Here is a 20270-nt window from a genome sequence, read left to right on the forward strand (position 1 = left end):
ATGACCTCCGAGCTCAGCGACGGCGGGCCCACCCGGCCCGGCGCCGGGGGCGGGACCAGCCCGGAGAAGCTGCTCGCGCCGGTGCTGTCGGCGTTCTGGGACGACCCGCGGTCGTGGACCCTGGACACCTACCGCAGGCACGGCGGCTACGAGGGCCTGCGCAAGGCCCTCGCGATGACCCCGGACGACCTGATCGCCTACGTGAAGGACTCCGGACTGCGCGGCCGCGGCGGCGCAGGCTTCCCCACCGGGATGAAGTGGCAGTTCATCCCGCAGGGCGACGGCAAGCCGCACTACCTCGTCGTCAACGCCGACGAGTCCGAGCCGGGCACCTGCAAGGACATCCCCCTCCTCTTCGCCAACCCGCACTCCCTCATCGAGGGAATGATCATCGCCTGCTACGCGATCCGGTCCGAGCACGCCTTCATCTACCTGCGCGGCGAGGTCGTGCCGGTCCTGCGCCGCCTGCACGAGGCGGTCCGCGAGGCGTACGAGGCCGGCTACCTGGGCGAGGACGTCCTCGGCAGCGGCCTGAAGCTCGACATCACCGTGCACGCGGGCGCGGGCGCGTACATCTGCGGCGAGGAGACCGCACTCCTCGACTCCCTCGAAGGCCGGCGCGGACAGCCCCGGCTGCGTCCCCCCTTCCCCGCGGTGGAAGGCCTCTACGCCTGCCCCACCGTGGTGAACAACGTGGAGTCCATCGCGTCGGTTCCCGCGATCCTGGCCCGGGGCAAGGACTGGTTCAAGTCGATGGGCACCGAGAAGTCCCCCGGCTTCACCCTCTACTCCCTGTCCGGACACGTCGCCAACCCCGGCCAGTTCGAGGCCCCGCTCGGCATCACCCTGCGCCAGCTCCTCGACATGAGCGGCGGGATGCGGCCCGGCCACCGGCTGAAGTTCTGGACCCCGGGCGGCTCCTCCACCCCCATGTTCACGGACGAGCACCTCGACGTGCCCCTCGACTACGAGGGCGTGGGCGCGGCCGGCTCCATGCTCGGCACCAAGGCCCTCCAGTGCTTCGACGAGACCACCTGCGTGGTCCGCGCCGTCACCCGCTGGACCGAGTTCTACGCCCACGAGTCCTGCGGCAAGTGCACCCCCTGCCGCGAAGGCACGTACTGGCTGGTCCAGCTGCTCCGCGACATCGAGGCGGGGAAGGGCGCGATGTCCGACCTCGACAAGCTGAACGACATCGCCGACAACATCAACGGCAAGTCCTTCTGCGCACTCGGCGACGGCGCCGCCAGCCCCATCTTCTCCTCGCTCAAGTACTTCCGCGCGGAGTACGAGCAGCACATCACGGGCAAGGGCTGCCCCTTCGACCCGGCGAAGTCGACCCTCTGGGCCGACACGGAGGTGACCGCATGACCCTGACCAGCAGCGCCCCCGCCGGGGGCGGCGACGCAGCGGGGCCCCCCGAGGCCCCCGTGGAGACGGTCTCCCTGACCATCGACGGCATCGAACTGTCGGTTCCCAAGGGCACCCTCGTCATCCGCGCCGCCGAGCAGCTCGGCATCGAGATCCCGCGCTTCTGCGACCACCCGCTCCTCGACCCGGCCGGCGCCTGCCGCCAGTGCATCGTCGAGGTGGAGGGCCAGCGCAAGCCGATGGCCTCCTGCACCATCACCTGCACCGACGGCATGGTGGTCCGCACCCAGCTCACCTCGCCCGTGGCCGACAAGGCCCAGCGCGGGGTGATGGAACTCCTGCTGATCAACCACCCCCTGGACTGCCCGGTCTGCGACAAGGGCGGCGAATGCCCCCTGCAGAACCAGGCCATGTCCCACGGCAACGCCGAATCCCGCTTCGAGGGCCGCAAGCGGACCTACGAGAAGCCGGTCCCGATCTCCACGCAGGTGCTGCTCGACCGCGAGCGGTGCGTGCTGTGCGCCCGCTGCACCCGCTTCTCCCACCAGGTCGCCGGCGACCCGATGATCGAACTGGTCGAACGCGGCGCCCTCCAACAGGTCGGCACCGGCGAGGGCGACCCCTTCGAGTCGTACTTCTCCGGCAACACCATCCAGATCTGCCCCGTCGGCGCCCTCACCTCGGCCGCCTACCGGTTCCGCTCCCGCCCCTTCGACCTCGTCTCCTCCCCGAGCGTGTGCGAGCACTGCGCGGGCGGCTGCGCCACCCGCACCGACCACCGGCGCGGCAAGGTGCTCCGGCGGCTGGCCGCCGAGGACCCCGAGGTCAACGAGGAGTGGATCTGCGACAAGGGGCGGTTCGGCTTCCGCTACGCCCAGCGGCCCGACCGGCTGACCACCCCGCTCGTCCGCGGGGCCGACGGGGTGCTGGCGCCGGCGAGCTGGCCCGAGGCCCTGGCCGCCGCCGCCCGCGGACTCGCGGCCGCGCACGGCCGGTCCGCGGTGCTCACCGGCGGCCGGCTCACCGTCGAGGACGCCTACGCCTACGCCAAGTTCGCCCGGGTGGCCCTCGACACCAACGACATCGACTTCCGGGCCCGCGTGCACAGCGCGGAGGAGGCCGACTTCCTCGCCGCCACCGTCGCCGGCCGCGGCCGCGACCTGTCCGGCACCGGGGTCACGTACACCTCGCTGGAGCAGGCCCCGGCCGTGCTGCTGGCCGGCATCGAGTCCGAGGAGGAGGCCCCCGGCGTCTTCCTGCGGCTGCGCAAGGCCCACCGCAAGCGCAAGCAGCGGACCTTCGCCCTCGCCCCGTTCGCGACCCGCGGGCTGGAGAAGGCGGGCGGCACCCTCCTGCCGGCCGCGCCGGGCACCGAGCCCGAGTGGCTGGACGCACTCGGCTCCCGCACCGGCCTCGAAGAGGGCGGGCACGCGGCCGCCGAGGCCCTGCGGGCCGCCGGCTCCGTGATCGTGGTCGGCGAGCGGCTGGCCGCCGTGCCCGGCGCGCTGACCGCCGCCGTCCGGCTGGCCGCCGCCTCCGGGGCCCGGCTGGTGTGGATCCCGCGGCGGGCCGGAGAGCGCGGCGCCGTCGAGGCCGGGGCCCTGCCCTCGCTGCTGCCCGGGGCCCGCCCGGCCACCGACCCGCGGGCCCGCGAGGAGGTCGCCGCCGCCTGGGGGCTGGAGGAGCTCCCGCACCGCTACGGTCGGGACACCGGCCAGATCCTGGCGGCCGCCGCCTCCGGCGAGCTCGGCGCCCTGGTCGTCGCGGGCGTGGAGCCCGCCGACCTGCCGGACCCGGCGCGCGCCCGGGTCGCCCTCGACGAGGCCTTCGTGGTCTCGCTGGAGCTGCGCCCCGGCGAGGTCACCGACCGGGCCGACGTGGTCCTGCCGGTGGCCGCGGTCGCCGAGAAGGCCGGCGCCTTCGTCAACTGGGAAGGCCGGGTCCGCCCGTTCGAGGCCGCCCTGAAGCCCGACCAGATGACCCGCCGGCTCGCCCCGGCCGACGCCCGCGTGCTGCACATGCTCGCGGATGCCCTCGCCGAGGAGACCGGCAGCCCGGCCCGCCGGATCAACCTGCCCGACCTGCACGCCGTACGCACCGAGATCGACCGGCTGGGCCGCTGGAGCGGGGAGCCCGCCTCCGAGCAGTCCGCCTCGGCGCAGTCGCTGCCCCGGCCCGCCGCGGGGGAGGCCGTGCTCGCCGGGCACCGGCTCCTCCTCGACCAGGGCCTGCTCCAGCAGGGCGACGAGGCGCTGGCCGGCACCCGGCACGCGGCCAACGCCCGGCTGTCGGCCGCGACGGCCGCCGAGACCGGGGTGAAGGACGGCGACCTGCTCGCCGTCACCGGCCCCGCCGGATCCGTGGAACTCCCGCTCCGCATCACGGAGATGCCCGACCGGGTGGTCTGGCTCCCGCTGAACTCGACGGGCGGCGGGGTCCTCTCGGACACGGGCGCCCGCCCCGGCGCCCTGGTCCGCATCGGCCCGGCGGTACCGCCGGCCGACGTCAGCGACACGACGCCGGAGGTGCACGCGTGAACGCGGCACACAGTGAGTTCGTACAGACGGCCGCCGAGGACCTGTCCCTGTTCGGGCGCGACGTCTGGTGGCTCGTCGTCATCAAGGCGGTGTTCTGCTTCGCCTTCCTGATGGTGACCGTGCTCTTCTCCATCGTGTGGGAGCGCAAGGTCGTCGCCTGGATGCAGCTGCGCATCGGCCCGAACCGGCACGGCCCCTGGGGCCTGCTCCAGTCCCTCGCCGACGGCGTCAAGCTGATGCTGAAGGAAGACGTCATCGTCAAGCGGGCGGACAAGGTCGTCTACGTGCTGGCGCCGATCGTCGCCGCGATCCCCGCCTTCATGGCGATCGCCGTGATCCCCTTCGGCCCGTCCGGCAACGAGGTCTCCATCTTCGGCCAGCGCACCACCATGCAGCTGACCGACCTGCCGATCGCGATGCTGTACGTGCTCGCGGTGGCCTCGGTCGGCATCTACGGCATCGTGCTCGCCGGCTGGTCCTCCGGGTCCACGTACCCGCTGCTCGGCGGCCTCCGCTCCTGCGCGCAGATGATCTCGTACGAGATCGCGATGGGCGCGGCCTTCGCCTCGGTGTTCCTCTACTCCGGGTCGATGTCCACCTCGGCGATCGTCGAGGCCCAGCAGGACCGCTGGTTCATCGTGCTGCTGCCGGTGTCCTTCATCATCTACGTCGTCACCATGGTCGGCGAGACGAACCGGGCGCCGTTCGACATGCCGGAGTCCGAGGGCGACCTCGTCGGCGGCTTCAACACCGAGTACTCGTCGATCAAGTTCGCGATGTTCATGCTGGCCGAGTACGTCAACATGGTCACCGTCTCGGCGGTCTCGGTCACCCTGTTCCTGGGCGGCTGGCGGGCCCCGTACCCGATCAGCACCTTCTGGGAGGGCGCCAACCACGGCTGGTGGCCGCTGCTCTGGTTCGTGGTCAAGGTGCAGCTGCTCCTCTTCTTCTTCATCTGGCTGCGCGGCACCCTCCCCCGGGTCCGCTACGACCAGCTGATGAAGCTGGGCTGGAAGGTCCTCATCCCGGTCTCGGTGCTCTGGCTGATGCTCGTCGCGAGCGTCCGGGCCCTGCGCAACGAGAACTACGACTTCCAGTCGATCGTGCTCTACGTCGGCGGGGCCGTGGTCTCCATCCTGCTGGTCTCCCTGGTCGCGGACATGTTCCGGGACCGCCGCGCCGGGCGCTCCGCGGGCGCGGCGAAGGCGGCGGAGGACGCCGCCGCATTCGACCCCATGGCGGGCGGGTTCCCCGTACCGCCGCTGCCCGGCCAGACCCTTCCGCCGGTACCGCGCCGACGGCCCCGCCACGAGCGGGAGCTGATTGCCAGTGGCGGCGCCACCACCGAAAGCGACCGAGAGGAGGGTGCCGGCAATGTCTGACGAGAAGTGGCAGAACCCGGTCGCCGGCTTCGGCGTGACCTTCAAGGCCATGTTCAAGAAGCGGCTCACCGAGCAGTACCCGGAGCAGCAGAAGACCACCGCTCCGCGCTTCCACGGACGGCACCAGCTCAACCGCCATCCGGACGGCCTGGAGAAGTGCATCGGCTGCGAGCTGTGCGCCTGGGCCTGTCCCGCCGACGCCATCTACGTGGAGGGCGCGGACAACACCGAGGAGGAGCGCTACTCCCCGGGCGAGCGCTACGGCCGCGTCTACCAGATCAACTACGCCCGCTGCATCCTGTGCGGGCTGTGCGTGGAGGCCTGCCCCACCCGGGCCCTGACGATGACGAGCGAGTTCGAACTCGCCGACGCCAGCCGCGAGTCGCTCATCTACACCAAGGAGCAGCTGCTCGCCGGCCTCACCGAGGGCATGGTCGAGGCACCGCACCCGATGTACCCCGGCACGGACGAGCAGGACTACTACCGCGGCCTGGTCACCGGGGCGGCCCCCGGTACGGAGCGGCAGCCGGCCCTGTCCAAGGGCGAGCTGCCCGCGGACGCGGTGACGGCCGAGGCCGGCAACGGCGGCGAGGGGGTGGGGGCGTGAACGCGATCGCCGCCGCCTCGCTCACCTCCACGGGCGAGGCCGTCCAGTTCTGGGTGCTGGGCATCACCGCCGTCATCGGGGCGCTGTGCACGGTCCTGATGAAGAAGGCCGTGCACAGCGCACTGTGCCTGGCCGGCACGATGATCATCCTGGCCGTGTTCTACCTCGCCAACGGCGCGTACTTCCTCGGCGTGGTCCAGATCGTCGTCTACACCGGCGCGATCATGATGCTCTTCCTCTTCGTGGTCATGCTCGTCGGCGTCACCGCGGCGGACTCCCTGAAGGAGACCCTCAAGGGCCAGCGCTGGCTGGCCCTCCTCTGCGGGCTCGGCTTCGGCGTCCTGCTGATCGCCGGCATCGGGAACGCCGGGCTCAAGACCTTCAACGGGCTGGGCCGGGTCAACTCCGGCGGCCACGTGGAGGCCCTCGCCCGGCTCATCTTCACCAAGTACGTCTTCGCCTTCGAGATCACCGGCGCGCTGCTCATCACCGCGGCCGTCGGCGCGATGGTCCTCACGCACAAGGAGCGCACCGAGCGCGCCGCCACCCAGCGCGAACTGGCCGAGCGCCGCGTCCGCGAGGGCAAGCAGCTCCCGCCGCTCCCCGCCCCCGGCGTCTACGCCCGGCACAACGCGGTGGACGTACCCGGCCTGCTGCCGGACGGCACCCCGTCCGAGCTGACCGTCAGCAAGACCCTCCGCGCCCGCGGCCAGGTGCGCGACGTGTCCGCCCAGGCCATCGACGACCTGAAGGCGCTGGAGCAGCGCTCCGCGGAGCGGCTCGGCCGTGAGGAGGCGGCGAAGTGAATCCGGTCAACTACCTGTACCTGGCGGCCCTGCTGTTCACCATCGGCGCGTCCGGGGTGCTGATCCGGCGGAACGCGATCGTGCTGTTCATGTGCGTGGAGCTGATGCTCAACGCCTGCAACCTCGCGCTCGTCACCTTCTCCCGGATGCACGGCAACCTCGACGGCCAGATCATCGCCTTCTTCACGATGGTCGTGGCCGCCGCGGAGGTCGTGGTCGGCCTCGCGATCATCGTGTCGCTGTTCCGTACCCGCCACTCGGCCTCGGTCGACGACGCCAGCCTGATGAAGCTGTAAGGGGTCGCTGTGGAGAACCTGATCGCGCTGCTCGTCGCAGCGCCACTGCTCGGAGCGGCGGTGCTGCTCTGCGGCGGCCGCCGCCTCGACAAGGCCGGGCACTGGCTCGGCACCCTGCTGGCGGCCGCCTCGTTCGGCATCGGCCTGGCCCTGTTCGCCGACATGCTGGGGCGGGACGGCGAAGACCGGCTGATGTCCCAGCACCTGTACAGCTGGATCCCCGTCGAGGGCTTCCAGGCGGACCTGGCCTTCCACCTCGACCAGCTGTCGATGACCTTCGTCCTGCTGATCTCGGGCGTGGGCACGCTCATCCACGTGTACTCGGTCGGGTACATGGAGCACGACGAGCGGCGCCGCCGCTTCTTCGGCTACCTGAACCTGTTCCTCGCGGCGATGCTGCTCCTCGTCATCGCCGACAACTACCTGCTGCTGTACGTCGGCTGGGAGGGCGTGGGCCTCGCCTCGTACCTGCTCATCGGCTTCTGGCAGCACAAGCCCAGCGCGGCCACCGCCGCGAAGAAGGCCTTCCTGGTCAACCGGGTCGGCGACATGGGCCTGTCGATCGCGATCATGCTGATGTTCACCACCTTCGGCACCTTCGCCTTCGAGCCGGTCCTCGCCTCCGCCGGGGAGACGTCCGAGGGCAAGCTGACGGCCATCGGCCTGATGCTGCTCCTCGCCGCCTGCGGCAAGTCGGCCCAGGTGCCGCTCCAGTCCTGGCTCGGGGACGCGATGGAGGGCCCGACCCCGGTCTCGGCCCTGATCCACGCGGCCACCATGGTCACCGCCGGCGTCTACCTGATCGTCCGCTCCGGCGCGATCTTCAACGGGGCGCCGGACGCCCAGCTCGCGACCGTCGTGGTCGGCGCGGTCACGCTCCTCTTCGGTGCGGTCGTCGGTTGCGCGAAGGACGACATCAAGAAGGCCCTCGCCGGCTCGACGATGTCCCAGATCGGCTACATGGTGCTGGCCGCGGGCCTCGGCCCGATCGGCTACGTCTTCGCGATCATGCACCTGGTGACGCACGGCTTCTTCAAGGCCGGGCTCTTCCTCGGCGCCGGCTCGGTCATGCACGGCATGAACGACGAGGTGGACATGCGCAAGTACGGCGCCCTGCGCAAGCACATGCCCATCACCTTCGCCACGTTCGGCCTCGGCTACCTCGCCATCATCGGCTTCCCGGGCCTGTCCGGCTTCTTCTCCAAGGACAAGATCATCGAGGCGGCCTTCGCCAAGGGCGGCACCGAGGGCTGGATCCTCGGCGGCGCGGCCCTGCTCGGCGCCGGCATCACCGCCTTCTACATGACCCGCGTCATGGTCCTGACCTTCTTCGGCGAGAAGCGCTGGCAGCCCGCCCCCGACGCGGACGCGGTGCCCAGCGCCGAACCCGCCGCCGAGCACCGGGCCGGCGAGATGCCGCACCCGCACGAGTCGCCCAAGAGCATGACCGTCCCGATGGTCCTGCTGGCCTTCGGCTCGGTGTTCGCGGGCGGGTTCTTCAGCATCGGCGACCGCTTCCTGAACTGGCTGGAGCCCGTCACCGGCCACACCCACGGGCACCCGCCGATCGGAGCCCTGACGGTCACCCTGGCCACCATGGCGGTCCTCGCCGTCGGCGTGGCCCTCGCCTGGGCCATGTACGGACGGAGGCCCGTCCCGGTCGTCGCCCCGCGCGGCTCGCTGCTCACCCGCGCCGCCCGCAGGGACCTGTTCCAGGACGACTTCAACCACGTCGTGCTGGTGCGCGGCGGCGAGCACCTGACCCGCTCGCTCGTGTACGTGGACCACACCCTGGTCGACGGCGTGGTCAACGGCACGGCCGCCTCGGTCGGCGGCCTCTCCGGCCGGCTGCGCAAGCTGCAGAACGGCTACGCCCGCAGCTACGCGGTCTCGATGTTCGGGGGCACGGCGATCCTCATCGCCGCGACCCTGCTGATGAGGGCGGTGTGAAATGAGTTTCCCGCTTCTGACGGCGACGGCCGCGGTGCCCGCGGCCGGCGCGATCCTGACGGCGGCCGTCCCGGCCGCCCGCCGGACCGCCGCCAAGTGGCTCGCGCTGCTCTTCTCGCTGGCCACGCTGGCCCTCGCGGCCCTGGTCGCGATCCGCTTCGAGCCCGGCGGCGACCGCTACCAGCTCACCGAATCCCACTCCTGGATCAAGGACTTCGGGGTCCGCTACGAGCTGGGCGTGGACGGCATCGGGGTGGCGCTCATCGCGCTCACCGCCCTGCTGATCCCCTTCGTGATCGGGGCCGGCTGGCACGACGCCGACCCCCTGGAGACGCAGTCCTCCCGGTGGCGCCCCACCCAGGGCTTCTTCGCCCTGATCCTCATGGTCGAGGCCATGGTGATCATCTCGTTCGAGGCCACCGACGTCTTCCTCTTCTACATCTTCTTCGAAGCCATGCTCATCCCGATGTACTTCCTCATCGGCGGCTTCGGGGACCGGGCCCACGCCGGCAGCGACGAGAACGCCGCCGCGCAGCGCTCGTACGCGGCGGTCAAGTTCCTCCTCTACAACCTGGCCGGCGGGCTGATCATGCTGGCCGCCGTCATCGGCCTGTACGTGGCCGCCGGGAGCTTCTCCCTCCAGGAGATCACCGCCGCCCGGGCCGCGGGCTCCCTCGACATCGCGACCAACACCGAACGCCTGCTGTTCCTCGGGTTCTTCTTCGCCTTCGCGGTGAAGGCCCCGCTGTGGCCGCTGCACACCTGGCTGCCCAACGCGATGGGCGAGGCCACCGCGCCGGTGGCCGTGCTCATCACCGCGGTGGTCGACAAGGTCGGCACCTTCGCGATGCTCCGCTTCTGCCTGGGCCTGTTCCCGGAGGCCAGCAAGTGGGCCACCCCGGTGATCCTCGTCCTGGCCCTGATCAGCATCGTCTACGGGGCCCTGCTCGCGGTCGGGCAGCGGGACATCAAGCGGCTGGTGGCCTACGCCTCCATCTCGCACTTCGGCTTCATCATCCTGGGCATCTTCGCGATGACCTCCCAGGGCCAGTCCGGCGCGACCCTCTACATGGTCAACCACGGGCTGAGCACGGCCGCCCTGATGCTCGTCGCCGGCTTCCTGATCTCCCGGCGCGGCTCCCGGCTCATCGCCGACTACGGCGGCGTGCAGAAGGCGGCCCCGGTGCTCGCCGGCACCTTCCTGATCGGCGGCCTCGCCACCCTGTCCCTGCCCGGACTCGCCCCGTTCGTCAGCGAGTTCCTGGTCCTGGTCGGCACCTTCGCCCGCTACCCGGTGGCGGGCGTCGTCGCCACCCTCGGCATCGTGCTGGCCGCGCTCTACACCCTGGTGCTCTACCAGCGCACCATGACCGGACCCGTCAAGGACGAGTCCATCCGGACGATGCCGGACCTGCGCCTGCGCGAGGTGCTCGTGGTGGCCCCGCTGATCGTGCTCCTGATCGGCCTGGGCGTGTACCCGAAGCCCCTCACGCAGATCGTCAACCCGGCCGTGGAGCACACGATGTCCGACGTGAAGCAGCACGACCCCAAGCCCGAGGTGGAGGCGGCGAAGTGAGCACATTGACTGCTGTCCACGGCCTGTGGGCGGTGGCCGCCGACCCCGTCGAGCGGATCCCGGCCCCGCACATCGAGTACGCCCAGCTCTCGCCCACGCTGATCGTGGTCGGCGCGGCGATCCTGGGCGTCCTCGTCGAGGCCTTCGTCCCCCGCAGGTCCCGCTACCACGTCCAGGTGTTCCTGGCGGTGGCCGCCCTCGCCTCGGCCTTCGCGGCCGTGGTCGGGCTGGCCGCCGGCGGGTACGGCTCCACCAAGGCGCACATCGCCGCCATGGGCGCCGTCGCGGTGGACGGGCCCGCGCTGTTCCTCCAGGGCGTGATCATCCTCGCCGCCGCGGTCTCGGTGTTCACCTTCGCCGAGCGGCGGCTCGACCCCGCCGCCCACGGCAACCGGGTGGACTCCTTCGCCGCCCAGGCGGCCTCCGTCCCGGGCAGCGAGAGCGAGAAGGCGGCCGTGCGGGCCGGCTTCACCACCACCGAGGTGTTCCCGCTCGCGCTGTTCGCGGTCTCCGGCATGCTGATCTTCCCGGCGGCCGACGACCTGCTGACGCTGTTCGTGGCCCTGGAGGTCTTCTCCCTCCCGCTGTACCTCCTGTGCGCCGTCGCCCGCCGCCAGCGGCTGATGTCGCAGGAGGCGGCCGTGAAGTACTTCCTCCTCGGCGCCTTCTCCTCCGCCTTCCTCCTCTTCGGAATCGCCCTGGTCTACGGGTACGCGGGCTCGGTCTCGTACGCCCGGATCGCCGACGTGGTCGACGGCACGGTCACCTCCGTGGACCCGGCCCTGGCCGGCACCATGGGCAACGACGCGCTGCTGCTCATCGGCGGGGCGCTGATCCTGATGGGCCTGCTGTTCAAGGTCGGCGCGGTGCCGTTCCACATGTGGACCCCGGACGTCTACCAGGGCGCGCCCACCCCGGTCACCGGGTTCATGGCCGCCGCCACCAAGGTCGCCGCGTTCGGCGCCCTGCTGCGCCTGCTGTACGTGGTGCTGCCCGGGCTGCGCTGGGACTGGCGCCCGGTGATGTGGGGGGTCGCGATCGTCACCATGCTGGCCGGTGCGGTCATCGCGGTGACCCAGACCGACGTCAAGCGGCTCCTCGCGTACTCGTCCATCGCGCACGCGGGCTTCATCCTGGCCGGTGTGATCGCCACCTCCGAGGAGGGGGTCTCCTCGGTCCTCTTCTACCTGCTGGCCTACTCGTTCGTGACGATCGGCGCGTTCGCGGTGGTCACGCTGGTGCGGGACGCGGGGGGCGAGGCCACGCACCTGTCCAAGTGGGCCGGGCTGGGGCGGCGGTCGCCGCTCACGGCGGCGGTGTTCGCGGTGTTCCTGCTGGCCTTCGCGGGCATTCCGCTGACCTCGGGCTTCGCGGGCAAGTTCGCGGTGTTCAAGGCGGCGGCGGAGGGGGGTGCCGGGGCGCTGGTCGTGGTCGGTGTGATCTCCTCGGCGATCGCCGCGTTCTTCTACATCCGGGTGATCGTCCTGATGTTCTTCAGCGAGCCGAAGGCAGACGGGCCGACGGTGACGGTGCCCTCGCCGCTGACGATGGCGACGATCGGGATCGGGGTGGCCGTGACGGTCGTCCTGGGCGTGGCCCCGCAGTACTTCTTGGACCTGGCCGGCCAGGCGAGCGTCTTCGCGCGCTGAGCGGGCGCGGCGCCGCGCGGTACGCAGGACCGGGGCCCGGTCCCCTCCGGGGGGCCGGGCCCCCTGCGTGCGGTGGGCCGGCGGTCAGGAGGAAGATCCGTCGGGGGACGCGGACGGGGCGAAGTCCGGCGGGGTGGACGGCGGGACCGTCGATCCCGGCGGGCACTTCACGTCCGGGTTCCACGCCTTGAAGAACCCGTCGGGGTTGTCCTCGTACGTCCAGGCGTGCAGGTCGTAGTGGACGGGCATGCCGGGTGCGTGTCCGGGCATCGGGCCGTCGAAGGGCACGCCGAAGAGCGAGGGGCGGTCCGTGTCCGTCTTCAGGTCCTGGTCCTTGTCGGGGACCAGCCACTCCAGGGCGAGCAGCCGGCGCTTGCCGTCCGGCCCCTTCTCCGGGCTGTAGAGCACCGCGGCGGGCTTCGTCGGATCGGTGGACCCGATCAGCGACTCCTTGACGTAGTGGTAGCCCATGGCGCCGGAGCCCTTCGGGTCCGCCGCGCACACCGCGTCCGGTTCGTAGCCGTCGTCCACGGCGGCCTGCTCGTCCACGTAGCGGAGGGTGGCGAGGTAGGCCCTGCCGAGGTCGAGCACGTGCCGGGCGGGAGGCTCGGGGGAGGGGGTTTCGGCGGAGTGCGCCGGGGCTGCGGTCAGGACGAGGCAGGTGGTGGCCGCGCCGGTGAGGACTGCCCTGAGGTGTCGCATGGACATCGCCTCCTGGAATGGCGAGGACGGTACGGACCCCGGGTTCCCGGCCCGTACCTCCTTCCCACGATCCCCCCGCGCCCGGGAGCCCGCACCCGGACGCCCCGCCCGGCGGCGGGCCGCCGGGCGCGGGCGGGGCGGAGCCCCGTCAGGCGGAGGGGGTGATGCGGCCCGTGACCTCGCCGAGGGCCACGCGCGTGCCGCCCGGCCCCGGCGCCCAGGCCGCGAGGGTCACCTCGTCCCCGTCCTCCAGGAACGTCCGCTTGCCGTCGGCGAGTTCGATCGCATCCCGCCCGTTCCACGTCAGCTCCAGCAGCGATCCCCGCTGCCCTGTCTCGGGCCCGCTGACGGTCCCCGACGCGAAGACGTCCCCCGTGCGCAGGGACGCCCCGTTGACGGTCATGTGCGCGAGCTGCTGGGCCGCGGTCCAGTACATGGTGGAGAACGGCGGGGCCGCGATCTCCTGCCCGTTGAGGGCCACCGAGATGTGCAGGTCGAAGCCGCCCGGCCGGACCCCGGAGTCGTCGAGGTAGGGCAGCAGCGGGAAGTCCCGGGCCGGCGGGGCGGTGCGGGCGGCCTCCAGGGCCTCCAGCGGGGTGACCCACGCGGACACGGAGGTCGCGAAGGACTTGCCGAGGAAGGGGCCGAGCGGCACGTACTCCCAGGCCTGGATGTCCCGGGCGGACCAGTCGTTCAGCAGGAAGAGCCCGAAGACGTGCTCCTCGAAGGACTCCAGCGGCACCGGCCGGCCCTGCTCGGAGGGGACGCCGACGACGAAGCCGACCTCCGCCTCGATGTCGAGCTTGATGCTCGGGCCGAAGACCGGCGCCGGGTCGGCGGGGCCCTTGCGCTGCCCGGAGGGGCGCACGACCTCGGTGCCCGAGACCACGAGGGTGCCGGCCCGGCCGTGGTAGCCGATCGGCAGGTGCTTCCAGTTGGGGGTGAGCGGCTCCCCGTCGGGGCGGAACATCCGGCCCACGTTCGTGGCGTGGTGCTCGCTCGCGTAGAAGTCGACGTAGTCGGCGACCTCGTACGGCAGGTGCATCACGACCCGGTCGAGCGGCACGAGCAGGGGCTCCACGACGGCCCGGTGGGCCGGCTCGGCGACCCATGCGGTGAGCTCGGCGCGGACCGCGGTCCACACCGGGCGCCCGGCGGCGAGCAGCGGGTTCAGCGAGGGCGCGGCGAGCAGTTCCGCGTGCGCGGAGCCGAGGGCGGCCGCGGCGGCCCCGGCGTCCAGCACGTGGCCGCCGATCCGCACGCCGATGCGCCGGCGCAGCGGCTCGTCCGCGGTCGTGAAGACGCCGTAGGGGAGGTTGTGCGGCCCGAACGGGTCGCCCTCGGGGAGGTCGAGGGGGCTCTGCTGGGGCATGGGTGCTGCCTCGCTTCCATGGGGTCCACGGTGGGTCTGCGCGCGTGCGGGGCGCCGGAGCCCGGGTGTCCCCGGGGATTCCTGTGCGAGACCATAGGATACGTGTCCGGTGCGGCGTACGGGAGGCCGGATTCGCGCCCGATTTATAGGACTTGTACCGACGCGTCGTGATCTCCATCCGTATCCTTGGCGGGTGTCATACGCCTTGATCGCCACCGACCTCGACGGCACCCTGCTCCGCGCCGGAGACACCGTCTCACCCCGCTCGCACCGGGCGCTCGCGCGGGCGCGCGCGACGGGCGCACAGCACATCGTGGTCACCGGACGGCCCGTCCCGCAGGTGCGCCACGTGCTCGACGGCCTCGGCTACGGGGGGCTCGCGGTGTGCGGGCAAGGCGCGCAGGTGTACGACGCGGGGGCCGGGCGGATGCTGCACTCCGTGCCGATGGACCGGGAGCTGGCCGACGTGGCCCTCGGCAAGATCGAGGCGGAGATCGGCGAGGTGTACGCGGCCGTCAACCGCGAGGGCGTGGACGCGGAGATGCTGATAGGGCCCGGCTACCGGATGTGGCACCCGCACCTGCCCACCGTCCGGGTGCCCCGGCGGGCCGACCTGTGGTCCGCGCCCATCAACAAGGTGCTGATCCAGCACCCCCGCCTCGACGACGACGAGCTCACCCGGGTGGCGCGCGCGGTGGTCGGAGACCTGGTGAACGTGACGATGGCGGGCGAGCACACGGTGGAGCTGCAGCCGCCGGGCATCGACAAGGCGGGCGGGCTGGCCCTCGCCGCGGCCCGGCTGGGCGTGCCCGCGGAGTCCGCGATCGCCTTCGGCGACATGCCGAACGACATCCCCATGTTCGCCTGGGCGGCGCACGGGGTCGCCATGGCGAACGCGCACCGCGAGCTCCTGGCCGTCGCGGACGAGGTCACGCTCTCCAACGAGGACGACGGCATCGCGGTGGTCCTGGAGCGCCTGTACGCCTGACCGGGGCAGGGGCCGGCCCCCGGCGGACCGGGGGCGGGGGCGGAGCCTCCGGGGATCACCCCGCCTCGCGGGGGATGCGCCGTTCCCACGTGCGGTGGAAGACGATCTCCTCCCCGTCCCGGCACACCAGCTCGTTCGCCGTCAGGAAGGCCCCCGCCTCGCAGGAGATCTCCGACCGGGTTTCCACGCGTACGTCCCAGGCCCGGTCCGGCCGGTGCAGCCGGATCCGCCACCGGGACGCGGTCCGCGCGGACAGCGGGTCCGCGTCCTGGATCTCGTACGTCTCCAGGGCCTCCTCGGAGTACTCCAGGCCGTCCGGGTGGACCCGGGTGCCCCCGTACCGCGGGTCCACCTCCAGCCGCCACCGCCCGGCGGCCACGTCCCGCACCACCAGCCGCTCCGGCCGCGGCTCGTCGAGGGTCTCCGGGAAGGAGACGCCCAGCGGCTCGGACTGCTCGGGGGACTCGAAGCCGATGCCCTCGTCCGTGTCCGGCACGGGGGTGCGCACGGGCAGGTCCAGGGAGCTGCCCGCCGGGTCCATCGTCCAGCCCGCCTCCGAGCCGGCCCGCGGCCAGATCCACGGCCAGTACGCCGAGGACAGCGCGAGCCGGATCCGGTGGCCGGGCGGGAAGGCGTGCCCGATGCCGTTCAGCTCGAAGGACACCTCCTGCACCGCGCCCGGCGGCCAGGACACCGCCCGGTCCCGGCCCTCGCGCGCCGACAGGTTCAGCACCCCCCGGGTGACCAGGGTCGAGGAGCCGTCCGGGGCCACGTCGCAGAGCCGGGCGGCGATCTGCCCGTGCGGCACGTCCATCCGCAGCCGCACCGAGACCCGCGGCCGCCCCAGGACCTCCACCGGCTCCGCCGCGACCGGGAACTCGAAGCAGACCGACTTCGCGTCCTCCTCCCGCTGGTCCGGCGGCAGGTCGGCCGCGTTCCCGAACGGGAAGAACCGGCCCGCGTCCAGCCCGGTGTGCTGCGGCGAGGCCACCACGACCGGGGGGCCCTGGAGGGCGTACCGGACCGGGGTGACGGCGGGGGAGGGCCAGGCGGTGTCGCCCACCCAGCGGCCCGGCAGCCGCTCGTACGTGGTCGCGGGCGGGTGCGAGGCGCTGATCCAGGACCGCAGCAGCGGCTCGGCCATGATCCCGGTGTCCTCGCCCTTGAGCCAGTGGTCCCACCAGCGCAGGGTCTCCTGGAGGAAGCCGATCGCCGGGCCCGGCGGCAGCCCGCGGTCCGGGTACTGGTGCGACCAGGGGCCGATGAGCCCGCGCACCCGGTCCGCCGGCAGGTGCTCGACCAGCCGCAGCACGGCGTCCCGGTAGGGGTCGTGCCAGCCGCCCACCGCCAGCACGGCCGCACCGATCGCGGAGTAGTCCTCGCACACGCTGCCGTGCCGCCAGTAGGCGTCCCGGGTCTGGTGCGCCAGCCAGGTGTGGACGAGCGGCTCCACCGCGTCCAGCCGCGACAGCCACTGCTCCCGCCAGCCCTCCCCGGCGTACCGGGGGTCCGGCGGGCGGGCCGCGAAGGCCAGCATCGTGGCCGCCCACGCGTGCATGTCCACGGCCAGCACCGAACCGCCCATGTAGTGCACGTCGTTGTCGTAGCGGTCGTCGGTGGAGCAGACCGTCACGACCGCCTTCAGCGGCGCGGGGGCCAGCGCCGCGATCTGGAGGGAGTTGAAGCCGCCCCAGGAGATGCCGAACATGCCCACCGAGCCCGTGCACCAGGGCTGCGCCGCCAGCCACTCCACGACCGCCACCCCGTCGGCCAGCTCCTGCGCGTCGTACTCGTCGCCCGGCCGGCCCCCGCTGTTGCCGTGGCCGCGCACGTCCACCCGTACGGAGGCGTAGCCGTGGCCCGCGTACCAGGGGTGGCGCTGCCAGTCCCGCGGGGCGGTCCAGTCGGTCAGCCGGTACGGCAGGTACTCCAGCAGGGCCGGCACCGGCTCCCCGGTCACCGGCCGCCAGATGCGCGCGTACAGCTGCGTCCCGTCGGGCATCGGGATGCGGACGTCCTCGTGGGCGGTCTCGTAGGGGAAGGAGGTGCGGATGATCATCGGCGTCCCCGTCGGTTCGGGAGGTCTCGTTCGGGTCGTTCGGGTCGTGCGTGCCGTGCGTGCCGCACGCGGCGCACGCGTCGCGCGCCTCGGGCGGGCGGCCCGTCAGTGCACGGGGTGCATCGTGCGCCGCAGCCAGGGGCCCAGGGCGATCACCGCCAGTCCCGCGGCGACCGCGATCGCGCCGTTGCAGCCGAAGTACACGGGGTCGGACACCCGGCCGTAGAGCTTCACCACCTGGGCCTGGATGCCGTTCGCCAGGGCGAGGGAGAGGAACCAGAGGGCCATGGTCTGGCTGCCGAAGGCCTTGGGCGCCAGCTTGCTCGTGGCGGACATGCCGGAGGTCTCCAGCAGGACGTCGCCCAGCCCCAGCAGCAGGTACGAGCCCACGATCCACGAGGCGGCCATCCGGTACGCCTCCCCGGCGTGCCCGCTCGTGGGCAGCGCCATCAGGAGGAAGGACAGGCCGCCCAGGACGACCCCGATCGCGATCTTGCGGGAGGCGTGCGGCTGCCGCCGGCCCATCCGCGCCCAGACGGCCGCGACCACCGGGGCCAGCGCCACCTCGAACGCGCCGAGGGCCGAGGCGTACCAGCCGGCCGGGAAGTCGAAGCCGAGGATCGTGGTCCGGGCGTTCGTCGAGGCCAGGAGCATCATCGTGGAGTACGCCTGGAAGAGGATGAAGTTGAAGGCCACCGAGGCGAGGAAGAGCACCGCGTACGGGCGCAGCCGGCCGCGCTCCTCGGCCGTCACCCGCGGGCTGCGGAACATCACCGCGAAGTAGCCGACGGGCGCGATCACCGAGACCAGGGTCAGCAGGTCCACGAACCGGTCCATGGTCAGCCACCCGGCGGCGGCGAGCAGCCCGGCCGCCGCGGCCGCCGCGACCAGTCCGCCGGTGATCAGCCGCACCGCGCGCCGCATGGCCGCCGGGGCGAGGGCGGACTCGGCGGAGTGCCGGCGCCCGGCCAGGTGTCGGCGGCCGAGCACGTACTGGAGGAGTCCGGCGGTCATGCCCACGGCGGCCGCGGAGAAGCCCCAGTGCCAGCCCTTGTGCTCGCCGAGCCAGCCGGTGACCAGCGGGCCCGCGAAGGCGCCGGTGTTGATGGCCGTGTAGTAGAGGGCGAAGCCGGCGTCGCGGCGGTCGTCGTCGGTGCGGTAGAGCCGGCCGACCATGGTGGCCACGTTGGGCTTGAGCAGGCCGGTGCCCGCGCTGATCAGGCCGAGGCCCGCCCAGGTCGCGGCCGGCTGCGGGACGGCCATCGTGTAGTGGCCGCAGGCGATGAGGACGCCGCCCCACAGGACCGCCCGGTACGAGCCCAGGATCCGGTCGGCGAGCCAGCCGCCCGCGACCGACACGAGGTAGACCATGGTCCCGTACGCGGCGGCGACGGAAGCGGCGGTTCCGGGGTTCATCCCGAGGCCGCCGCGGGCCGCCGTGTCCGCGAAGTACAGGACGAGGATGGCCTGCATGCCGAGGAACGAGAAGCGTTCCCAGACCTCCAGCCCGGAGAGGGTGGCCAGGCCCCGGGGATGCCCGAAGAAGGCGTGGCCGTCGCCCGCGGGCTGCTGCTGCGCCTCGGGGCCGCCGGGTTCGGTGCCGGTTGCTGTTCTGGACAAAACGCTCGCTTCCGCCGCTATCTGCTCCACTCGAACATACCGGGGCTCTTCGGGCATTGTGTGGGAGCCGGCGCCCGGCCGCTCTCGGTGATCGAAAATGGACCGGATACGCTGACTTGAGTGATGGCAGCGACACATCGACAATCCGTGTGATCGTCAGCAGACAGGAGTACCCCTCGTGACCGTCGTCGGGCCGTTCGGACTGAGCGTGCGGGACCAGGCTCTTGAGACCGATGTCCAGGCCGGACTGGCCGCCGTCGAGGAGGGTCTGCTCGAAGCCACCAAGAGTGAGGTCCCCTTCATCACGGAGGCCGCACAGCACCTGGTCCGCGCCGGTGGCAAGCGCTTCCGCCCCCTGCTGGTGATGCTGGCCTCCCAGTTCGGCGACCCGTACGCGCCCAAGATCGTGCCGTCCGCCGTGGTCGTGGAGCTCACCCACCTGGCGACGCTGTACCACGACGACGTCATGGACGAGGCCGAGGTGCGGCGCGGGGTGCCCAGCGCCAACACCCGCTGGGGGAACTCCGTAGCCGTCCTGACCGGGGACTTCCTCTTCGCCCGGGCCTCGCACATCCTGGCCGACCTCGGCCCCGAGGCCGTCCGCATCCAGGCCGAGGCCTTCGAGCGGCTGGTCACGGGCCAGATCCTGGAGACGGCCGGCCCGCGCGACGGCCGCGACCCCGTCGAGCACTACCTCGACGTCATGGCCGGCAAGACCGGCTCCCTGGTCGCCGTCTCCTGCCGGTTCGGCGCGATGATGTCCGGCGCCGACGAGGGCGTCGTCGACATCCTCACCCAGTACGGCGAACGCCTCGGCGTGGCCTTCCAGCTGGCCGACGACGTGCTCGACATCGCCTCCGACTCCCACGAGTCCGGCAAGACCCCGGGCACCGACCTGCGCGAGGGCATCCCGACCCTCCCGGTCCTGCGGCTGCGCGAGCTCGCCGCGCGCGAGGGCCGCGAGGAGGACCTGGACCTGGTCCGGCTGCTCGACAGCGACCTGACGGACGACGCCCGGCACGCCGAGGCCCTGGCCCGGCTGCGGGTGCACCCGGCGCTGGAGCAGGCCCGCCGGGACACCGTGCGCTACGCCGAGGAGGCCCGCGCCGCCCTCGCCCCGCTGCCGGAGTGCTTCGCGAAGTCCGCCCTCGTGGAACTCTGCGACGCCGTGGTGCACCGGGCCGGTTGAGCCCAGGGCCGGCTGGGCCCGGCCCGCGTACCGTGCGGCAGCCCGCCGGGATGATCCCCTGGGACTCCCCGCCCCCTACGGGATGGGGAGGGAAACCCCCTCCGGTGTCATCCCTGCGCAGTACGCGGAGTTGAGCCCGCGGTCTGACGCCCCGGAGCGCCCGATT

Annotated in this window: 15 protein-coding genes; 11 read left to right on the forward strand and 4 right to left on the reverse strand. The window is 72.4% G+C overall.

Going from position 1 to position 20270, the window contains the following annotated elements; translation table 11 throughout:
* Genes nuoF through nuoN form a run of 9 tightly spaced genes read left to right on the forward strand, consistent with a single transcriptional unit; the run spans nt 1 to nt 12174 of the window.
* Nucleotides 1-1371, forward strand: coding sequence for an NADH-quinone oxidoreductase subunit NuoF (gene nuoF, locus ACZ407_RS07200; protein WP_468126561.1), 1371 nt, complete (start codon nt 1-3; stop codon nt 1369-1371).
* Nucleotides 1368-3908, forward strand: coding sequence for an NADH-quinone oxidoreductase subunit G (locus ACZ407_RS07205; protein ID WP_468126218.1), 2541 nt, complete (start codon nt 1368-1370; stop codon nt 3906-3908). The genes nuoF and ACZ407_RS07205 overlap by 4 nt, the downstream gene beginning before the upstream one ends.
* The gene (nuoH, locus tag ACZ407_RS07210) at nt 3905-5290 is read left to right on the forward strand and encodes an NADH-quinone oxidoreductase subunit NuoH (RefSeq protein WP_468126220.1); all 1386 of its coding nucleotides are present in this window, start codon (nt 3905-3907) and stop codon (nt 5288-5290) included. Before ACZ407_RS07205 ends, nuoH begins: the two co-directional genes overlap by 4 nt.
* Nucleotides 5283-5897, forward strand: a complete 615-nt coding sequence (gene nuoI / locus ACZ407_RS07215; protein ID WP_468126222.1) for an NADH-quinone oxidoreductase subunit NuoI — start codon at nt 5283-5285, stop codon at nt 5895-5897. The genes nuoH and nuoI overlap by 8 nt, the downstream gene beginning before the upstream one ends.
* A complete protein-coding gene (locus tag ACZ407_RS07220; RefSeq protein WP_468126224.1) occupies nt 5894-6703 on the forward strand; it encodes an NADH-quinone oxidoreductase subunit J in 810 nt (269 codons plus the stop codon). Before nuoI ends, ACZ407_RS07220 begins: the two co-directional genes overlap by 4 nt.
* Nucleotides 6700-6999 carry an NADH-quinone oxidoreductase subunit NuoK gene (gene nuoK, locus ACZ407_RS07225; RefSeq protein ID WP_328969038.1) on the forward strand — a complete coding sequence of 100 codons (300 nt, stop codon included), beginning with the start codon at nt 6700-6702 and terminating at the stop codon, nt 6997-6999. Before ACZ407_RS07220 ends, nuoK begins: the two co-directional genes overlap by 4 nt.
* Nucleotides 7000-7008: 9 nt before the next feature.
* Nucleotides 7009-8949, forward strand: a complete 1941-nt coding sequence (gene nuoL / locus ACZ407_RS07230; protein ID WP_468126226.1) for an NADH-quinone oxidoreductase subunit L — start codon at nt 7009-7011, stop codon at nt 8947-8949.
* Nucleotide 8950: 1 nt separating this feature from the next.
* On the forward strand, nt 8951-10525 hold the full coding sequence (locus ACZ407_RS07235; RefSeq protein ID WP_468126228.1) for an NADH-quinone oxidoreductase subunit M: 1575 nt from the start codon (nt 8951-8953) through the stop codon (nt 10523-10525).
* The gene (gene nuoN, locus ACZ407_RS07240) at nt 10522-12174 is read left to right on the forward strand and encodes an NADH-quinone oxidoreductase subunit NuoN (protein WP_468126230.1); all 1653 of its coding nucleotides are present in this window, start codon (nt 10522-10524) and stop codon (nt 12172-12174) included. The genes ACZ407_RS07235 and nuoN overlap by 4 nt, the downstream gene beginning before the upstream one ends.
* An 84-nt stretch (nt 12175-12258) precedes the next feature.
* Here the strand turns inward: nuoN and ACZ407_RS07245 are convergent, their stop codons facing one another.
* A complete protein-coding gene (locus ACZ407_RS07245) occupies nt 12259-12876 on the reverse strand; it encodes a hypothetical protein (protein ID WP_468126232.1) in 618 nt (205 codons plus the stop codon).
* Between the two features lie 148 nt (nt 12877-13024).
* Nucleotides 13025-14248 carry a fumarylacetoacetase gene (gene fahA / locus ACZ407_RS07250; RefSeq protein WP_468126234.1) on the reverse strand — a complete coding sequence of 408 codons (1224 nt, stop codon included), beginning with the start codon at nt 14246-14248 and terminating at the stop codon, nt 13025-13027.
* Between the two features lie 193 nt (nt 14249-14441).
* Here fahA and ACZ407_RS07255 point away from each other — a divergent pair, with 193 nt between their 5' ends.
* Nucleotides 14442-15236: an HAD family hydrolase gene (locus ACZ407_RS07255; RefSeq protein WP_468126235.1), complete on the forward strand. Its 795-nt coding sequence runs from the start codon at nt 14442-14444 to the stop codon at nt 15234-15236.
* 55 nt (nt 15237-15291) lie between these two features.
* Here the strand turns inward: ACZ407_RS07255 and ACZ407_RS07260 are convergent, their stop codons facing one another.
* Both ACZ407_RS07260 and ACZ407_RS07265 read right to left on the reverse strand, forming a co-directional pair.
* Nucleotides 15292-17295: a CocE/NonD family hydrolase gene (locus ACZ407_RS07260; RefSeq protein ID WP_468126237.1), complete on the reverse strand. Its 2004-nt coding sequence runs from the start codon at nt 17293-17295 to the stop codon at nt 15292-15294.
* 105 nt (nt 17296-17400) lie between these two features.
* Entirely contained in the window at nt 17401-18915 is a 1515-nt protein-coding gene (locus ACZ407_RS07265) for a peptide MFS transporter (RefSeq protein WP_468126239.1), read from the reverse strand.
* A 178-nt stretch (nt 18916-19093) separates the two neighbouring features.
* On the opposite strand from ACZ407_RS07265, the gene ACZ407_RS07270 reads away from it, so the two are divergent.
* Complete coding sequence (locus tag ACZ407_RS07270; RefSeq protein ID WP_468126241.1) at nt 19094-20104, forward strand: polyprenyl synthetase family protein; 1011 nt, start codon at nt 19094-19096, stop codon at nt 20102-20104.
* The last annotated feature ends 166 nt before the right edge of the window (nt 20105-20270 follow it).

The organism is Streptomyces sp. NPDC030809 (assembly GCF_055572195.1).